The sequence below is a fragment of the Variovorax sp. 01T439_2 genome (genome assembly GCF_056398445.1).
On the sequence record NZ_JBFTPJ010000241.1, the window covers coordinates 1 to 6,703 of the forward strand.

General features: G+C 69.5%; 3 protein-coding genes and 1 pseudogene. 3 read left to right on the forward strand and 1 reads right to left on the reverse strand.

Going from position 1 to position 6,703, the window contains the following annotated elements; all coding sequences use genetic code 11:
* A pseudogene (locus AC1DOC_RS13440) lies at positions 1-208 on the reverse strand (TetR/AcrR family transcriptional regulator); the annotation flags it as partial.
* 86 nt (positions 209-294) lie between these two features.
* Between AC1DOC_RS13440 and AC1DOC_RS13445 the strand changes: the two are divergent.
* From AC1DOC_RS13445 to AC1DOC_RS13455, 3 genes are all read left to right on the forward strand, one after another.
* On the forward strand, positions 295-1,908 hold the full coding sequence (locus tag AC1DOC_RS13445) for an AMP-binding protein (protein WP_478129917.1): 1,614 nt from the start codon (positions 295-297) through the stop codon (positions 1,906-1,908).
* A gap of 11 nt (positions 1,909-1,919) precedes the next feature.
* On the forward strand, positions 1,920-5,216 hold the full coding sequence (locus tag AC1DOC_RS13450) for a carboxyl transferase domain-containing protein (RefSeq protein ID WP_478129918.1): 3,297 nt from the start codon (positions 1,920-1,922) through the stop codon (positions 5,214-5,216).
* A gap of 122 nt (positions 5,217-5,338) precedes the next feature.
* Entirely contained in the window at positions 5,339-6,607 is a 1,269-nt protein-coding gene (locus AC1DOC_RS13455; protein ID WP_018907338.1) for a GDSL-type esterase/lipase family protein, read from the forward strand.
* The last annotated feature ends 96 nt before the right edge of the window (positions 6,608-6,703 follow it).

Genomic DNA, 6,703 nt, shown 5'->3' on the forward strand with positions numbered 1-6,703 from the left:
CGATCTGCGCCATGGTGGTGTTGGCATRGCCCTGCGCCGCAAAGGGCTGCGCCGCGGCCTGCAGGATGCGCTCGCGCTGCAGGTCGGTGCCCTGCGTGGCCGCGCGCTGGCGCCCGGTGCCCTGGGGCAGGTGCGGCTGTGCCGTGGCGGCGGCCGAGGTTTCGGCCTTGCCAGAGGGTTTGTGCCGTGTCGCGGAAGTTATACCCATGGGTAGGATTGTTGGTGCACCATGCACCCATTGGCAAGCGCTTGGCTCCTGCAGCCGGCTATCGATAACCCTGAGAAAGTGACGCCATGGAGACATTGCCCGACCGTCCGCAACAGCCCCTGCACGAATACCTGCGCGCCCATGCGCGCGAGCGCGGCGAACGCCCGGCCTGCCTCTGGTACGGCCACGCCATGAGCTGGGCGCAGCTCGACCGCGCGAGCGACGCCTTCGCGGCGCGGCTGCAGGCCATCGGCGTGAAGAAGGGCGAGCCGGTGGTGCTGTTCCTCAACAACTGCCCGCAGTACCTGGTCGCGCATTTCGGCATCCAGAAGATCGGCGCCATCGTCTGCCCGGGCAGCCCGCTCAACAAGGAGCATGAGCTGGCCTACCAGGTCAACGACCTGCAGGCGCGCGTGATCGTCGCCGCCGCGCCGCTGCTGCCGGTGGTGCGCAAGGTGCAGCCGCAGAGCGCGCTCGCGCATGTGTTCGTGGTGCACTACGCCGACCTGCTGCCCGAAGAGCCCGTGCCCGACCTTCCCGCCGAACTGCTCGCCGAGCGCGGCGCCCCGCGCAGCGTGCCCGAAGGATGCGAAGACTTCCTGGCCGTGATGCAGGGCGGCGCGGTGCCGCAGCCGGTGGCCATCGACCTCGACGACGTGGCGCTCATGACCTACACCTCCGGCACCACAGGCCTGCCCAAGGGCGCGATGCTGAGCTACGGCAATGCGCTCTTCAAGACCCGCGCGGCGGCCGACTGCAACGGCGTGGCCGGCGACGACGTGCTGCTTTCCATTGCGCCGCTCTATCACATCGCCGGCATGCTGATGGGCGTGAACGTGCCGGTGCTCAGCGGCGCGGCCTCGGTGCTGCTGCACCGCTTTGATCCGCGCGCGGTGCTGCAGGCCATTGCGCGCTACAAGGTGAGCTGGTGGTACAGCATCGCGCCGATGAACGTGGCCTGCATGCAGGTGCCGGACATCGCGGGCTTCGACCTCTCGAGCCTGCGGCGCAATCCGGTCACGAGCTTCGGCATCGCCTTCACCGAGCCGCTGGCCGCGCAGTGGCGCGCGCATGCGCCCAACTGCACGTCGTTCGAGGCCGCCTACGGGCTCAGCGAAACCCACACCTGCGACACCTACACGCCGCACCATGCGCCGCGCTGGGGCACCCAGGGCGTTGCGGTGCCGGGCGTGCGCATCCGCATCATTGATCCCGACACGCAAGYCGACCTGCCCGCGGGCGAGGTCGGCGAGATCGTGCTCGCGAGCCCCGGCTCCTTCAAGGGCTACTGGAACAAGCCCGAGGCCACAGCGGCCACGCTGCGCAATGGATGGGTGCACACCGGCGACATGGGCAAGCTCGATGCCGACGGCTACCTGACCTTCATCGGCCGCTTCAAGGAGATGATCAAGGTCTCGGGCTACAGCGTGTTCCCCGAGGAGGTCGAGACCATCCTCATCAAGCATCCCGCGGTGGCCCAGGCCGCGGTCATTGCGCAGCCCGATGCCGAGAAGGGCGAGGTCGTCAAGGCCTTCATCGTGCGCAAGCCCGGCGCGGCGCTCGAGGCCGATGCGCTCATCGCCTGGTCGCGCGACAACATGGCCAGCTACAAGGCGCCGCGCGCCGTGAGCTTCATCGATGCCTTGCCGACCACCGGTGCCGGCAAGGTGCTGCGGCGCCTGCTGAAAGACAAAGCCTGAAAGGTCCTCCCTTGTTCTCCAAAGTCCTGATTGCCAACCGCGGAGAGATCGCGGTGCGCCTGGTGCGTGCGCTGCGCGACCTCGGCATTGCGAGCGTGGCGGTGCATGCGCGCGACGATGCCTCGGCATTGCATGTGCAGCTGGCCGACGTGGCCGTCGCGCTCGATGCGGCCGGGCCCTCGGCCTACCTCGATGTTGCCGCGCTGATCGGCGTAGCAAAGGCGCAGGGCTGCGACGCGGTGCATCCCGGCTACGGCTTCCTGAGCGAACGCGCGGACTTTGCAGAGGCCTGCGCGGAGGCGGGGCTGGTCTTCATCGGCCCCGCACCCGAGCAGCTGGCGCTGTTCGGCGACAAGGCGCGTGCACGCGCACTCGCCACCCAGTGCGACGTTCCCGTGATGCCCGGCAGCGCCGGCGCCGTGACGCTCGCGCAGGCGCAGACCTTCTTTGCCGAGCAGCAGGCGCAGGGCGCCGCGGGCGTGATGATCAAGGCCATCGGCGGCGGTGGCGGGCGCGGCATGCGCGCTGTCATGAATGCGGACGAACTCTCCGAAGCACATGCGCGCTGCATGTCCGAGGCCAAGGCGGCCTTCGGCGTCGAAGGCGTGTACGTGGAGCGCCTGATGCGCAATGCGCGCCATATCGAAATTCAGGTGCTCGGCGACGGCCAGGCCGTGGCCAGCCTCGGCGAGCGCGAGTGCACCCTGCAGCGGCGTTTCCAGAAGCTGGTGGAGATCGCGCCGAGCCCCTCGCTGCCCGATGCGCTGCGCACGTCCATCACGCAGGCCGCGCTGCGCATGGCCCAGGCCGCGGGCTACCGCAGCCTGGGCACCTTCGAATTCCTCGTCGATGCACAGTCGCCCACGCTCCCTTTCGTCTTCATCGAGGCGAACCCGCGGTTGCAGGTCGAGCACACGGTGACGGAGGCCGTGACGGGCCTGGATCTCGTGCAGCTGCAGATGGCGGTGGCAGCCGGCCAGTCCTTGAAGGCGCTCGGCGTGGAAGCCGGCCGCACGGCGGTGCAGCGCGGGTTTGCAGTGCAATGGCGCATCAACGCCGAGACGCTCGATGCCCATGGCAGCGCACGGCCCTCGGGCGGCACGCTCGCGCGCTTCGACCTGCCGAGCGGGCCCGGCGTGCGCGTCGACACGCACGGCTATGCAGGCCTTGCGCCATCGCCGCACTACGACACGCTGCTTGCCAAGCTGATCGTGCATTCGCCGTCGCCGCGTTTTGCCGACGCGCTGCGCCGCTCGCTGCGCGCGCTGGACGAATGCCGCATCGACGGCATCGCGACCAATATTGCATTGCTGCGCGCCATTGCGGCGCGGCCCGAGTTCGCAAGCCAGGCGGTGCACACGCGCTTCGTCGAAGCGCATCTGGGCGACCTGCTGGCCGCCGCGGCATCGCTTGAAAAGCATGCGAAGAAGATCGCACCTGTCGATGCGCAGGCGGCGGCAATCGAAAACGACGATGCGGACGGCCTGGCGATCAAGGCGCCGATGCCCGCAAAGCTGGTGCAGTTCGAAGTGGCGGTGGGCGATGTGCTGCCTGCCGGTGCGCAGCTCGGCGTGCTCGAGGCCATGAAGATGGAGCACCTGCTGCACGCGCCGGTCGCGGGCCGCGTGGTTGCGCTGCTGGCCGAACCCGGCGACTACCTCGTCGAAGGCCAGTCGCTGGTGCGGCTGGAGCCGGTCGATGCCGAGGCGGCCGCAGCCGAGGCGCGCACCGAACAGGACCTCGATGCGATCCGCCCCGACCTGCAGAAGGTGATCGACCGCCATGCCTTCACGCTCGATGCCAACCGCGGCGCGGCCGTGGCCAAGCGGCATGCGCAGGGCGGGCGCACCGCGCGCGAGAACATCGCTGACCTGTGCGATACCGCCGCCGATGCCGGCAACTTCATCGAATACGGCGCGCTCGCCATCGCCGCGCAAACGCGCCGCCGCACGCTCGAAGACCTGGTCGCCAACACGCCGGCCGACGGCATGGTGACGGGCCTGGGCAGCATCAACGCGAAGCTGTTCGGCCCCGAGGCCTCGCGCTGCGCGGTGCTGGCCTACGACTACACGGTGCTGGCCGGTACGCAGGGCATGCGCAACCACCACAAGACCGACCGCATGCTGTCGATCGCGCACCAGCTGAAGCTGCCGGTGGTKCTGTTCGCCGAAGGCGGCGGCGGGCGGCCGGGCGATACCGATATGCCGATCGTCGCGGGCCTCAACAACCACACCTTCAGCCAGTTCGCGGCGCTCTCGGGCAAGGTGCCGGTGGTGGGCATCGTGCATGGCCGCTGCTTCGCGGGCAACGCGGCGCTGCTGGGCTGCGCCGACGTSATCATYGCCACRCGCGRCRSCAACATCGGCATGRSCGGCCCSGCGATGATCGAGGGCGGCGGGCTCGGCAGCTTCGCGCCCGAGCAGATCGGGCCGAGCAGCGTGCAGTCGCGCAACGGCGTGATCGACGTCCTGGTGGAAGACGAGGCCGCGGCGGTGGCTGCGGCAAAGCAATACCTTTCGTATTTCCAGGGGCCGGTGAGCGACTGGCAATGCGCCGACCCGCGCGCGCTGCGCCACGTGGTGCCCGAGAACCGGCTGCGCGTGTACGACGTGCGCGCCGCGATGCGCGGCGTGGCCGACACGGGCTCGCTGCTCGAGCTGCGAGTGGGCTTCGGCGCCGGCATCGTCACTGCGCTCGCGCGCATCGAGGGCAAGCCGGTGGGGCTGATGGCCAACAACCCGCACCACCTGGGCGGCGCGATCGACGTGGAGGCGGCCGACAAATCGGCGCGCTTCATGCAGCTGTGCAATGCGCACGGCTTGCCGATCGTCTCGCTGTGCGACACGCCCGGCTTCATGGTCGGCCCCGAGATCGAGGCGCAGGCGCAGGTGCGCCATGTCTGCCGCATGTTCATGGTGGCCTCGCACCTGCGCGTGCCCTTCTTTGCGGTGGTGCTGCGCAAGGGCTACGGCCTGGGCGCGCAGGCCATGACGGCCGGCGGCTTCGATGCGCCGGTGTTCACGGTGGCCTGGCCGACCGGCGAATTCGGCGCGATGGGGCTCGAGGGCGCGGTGCGCCTGGGCTATCGCAAGGAGCTGGCGGCGGCGGCCGAGGGCGCCGAGCGCGACGCGCTGTTCAAGACGCTGGTGGCGCAGCAATACGCCAATGGCGAGGCGATCCACATGGCGCAGACGCTCGAGATCGATGCGGTGATCGATCCCGCCGAAACCCGCACCTGGCTGGTGCGCGGACTCGCCTCCGCGGGGCGCTCTGCGCAAACCGCGTCGCCCTATGTAGACACTTGGTAACCATGCACTAGACCTCGTCACATGCAATGGCAAGGCGGCTTCGTAAACTGAAGCGCTTTGCGTGCATGAAACTGGGTTCGCATTGGTTCTTCGCTCTTCGCCAAGGTGCTCTGCGGCATTGGATGGCCGCAGTGGGTTGCCTGCTGTTCGTCGTGGCCGTGGCCGTGCAGGCCGTTCAGCCCGACGCGCGGCCGAAGCAGCCTGCCGAGGCGCACTGGGTGGCCGGATGGGCGGCCGCGCCGGTGGATTTCCGCGAACTCAGTGCGAATCCGCTCCTCACGGCTGCGGCGCCCCGGCCCGGCGGCGATGCGTTCCGCGGACAGACACTGCGGCAGCAGGTCGAGCCCGCGCTGCGCGGCGAGCGCGTTCGCATCCGCTTCTCGAATCGGTTCGGCAAGACACCTATGCGCATCGCCGAGGCCAGCGTGGGCCAGGGCACCGGTGGCGGCGCGGTCTCGCCGGCCACGCTGCGCAAGCTGCGCTTCGGTGGGCGCGCAAGCACGGTCATCGCGCCGGGCGCCGAAGCCTGGAGCGACGGCGCCGACCTGAAGGTCGACGCCGGGCAGGCGGTGGCGGTGAGCGCCTTCTTCGACCGCGCCGTGCCCTTTGCAACCGTGCACCTGCAATCCCCCGGCACCGTCTGGGTGGCGGGCGGCAACGCCGTTGCAGCGCCCAGGCTGCACGATGCCGCGCCCCTGCCGCTGAACCACATCGTGACCGGACTCGACGTGATGGCGACGCAGCCCGTGCGCACGGTGGTGGCCTTCGGCGACTCGATCACCGCGGGCGGCGGCGAGGCGGGCGACGGCTCGTACCCCGAACTGCTCGCCACGCGCCTGCGCAACAGTCCTGCCGCGGCGCAGGCGGTTTCGGTGCTGAACATGGGCATCGGCGGCAACCGGCTGCTGGTCGACGGCATCGGCCCCAACGGCCTGTCGCGCTTTGCGCGCGATGCGCTCGGGCAGAGCGGCGTGACGCACGTGATGATCCTGCTGGGCACCAACGACATCGGCCGCAGCGTGTTCGTGCTGCCGGGGCGGCCGACGCCGGACCATGAGGTGGCGACGGCCGAGCGCATCACCGATGGTCTGCAGCAGCTGATCAAGCAGGCCCGCGCCAAGGGCGTGAAGGTGCTGATCGGCACCGTGCCGCCGTTCAGGAACACGCCCTACTGGACCGAGGCCACCGAGGCCATGCGCGGCGAGGTCAACCGCTGGATCCGCAGCCGCCAGGACGTGGACGGCATGATCGATTTCGACGCCGTGCTGCGCAACCCGGCCGATCCGACGACGTTGAACCCCGCCTACGACAACGGCGACCACCTGCACCCCAACAAGGCAGGCCATGCCGCCATGGCCGCGGCCGTCGATCTGCGCGAACTGCAGGAGTAGTGGGCGCAGTAAGTGCCTACAAAGGTACTACTTTCGAGGAAACACCTCTACACAAAGTCCCGCCGAGTGCTTACAGGCGCTTCACATGGGTTGGTC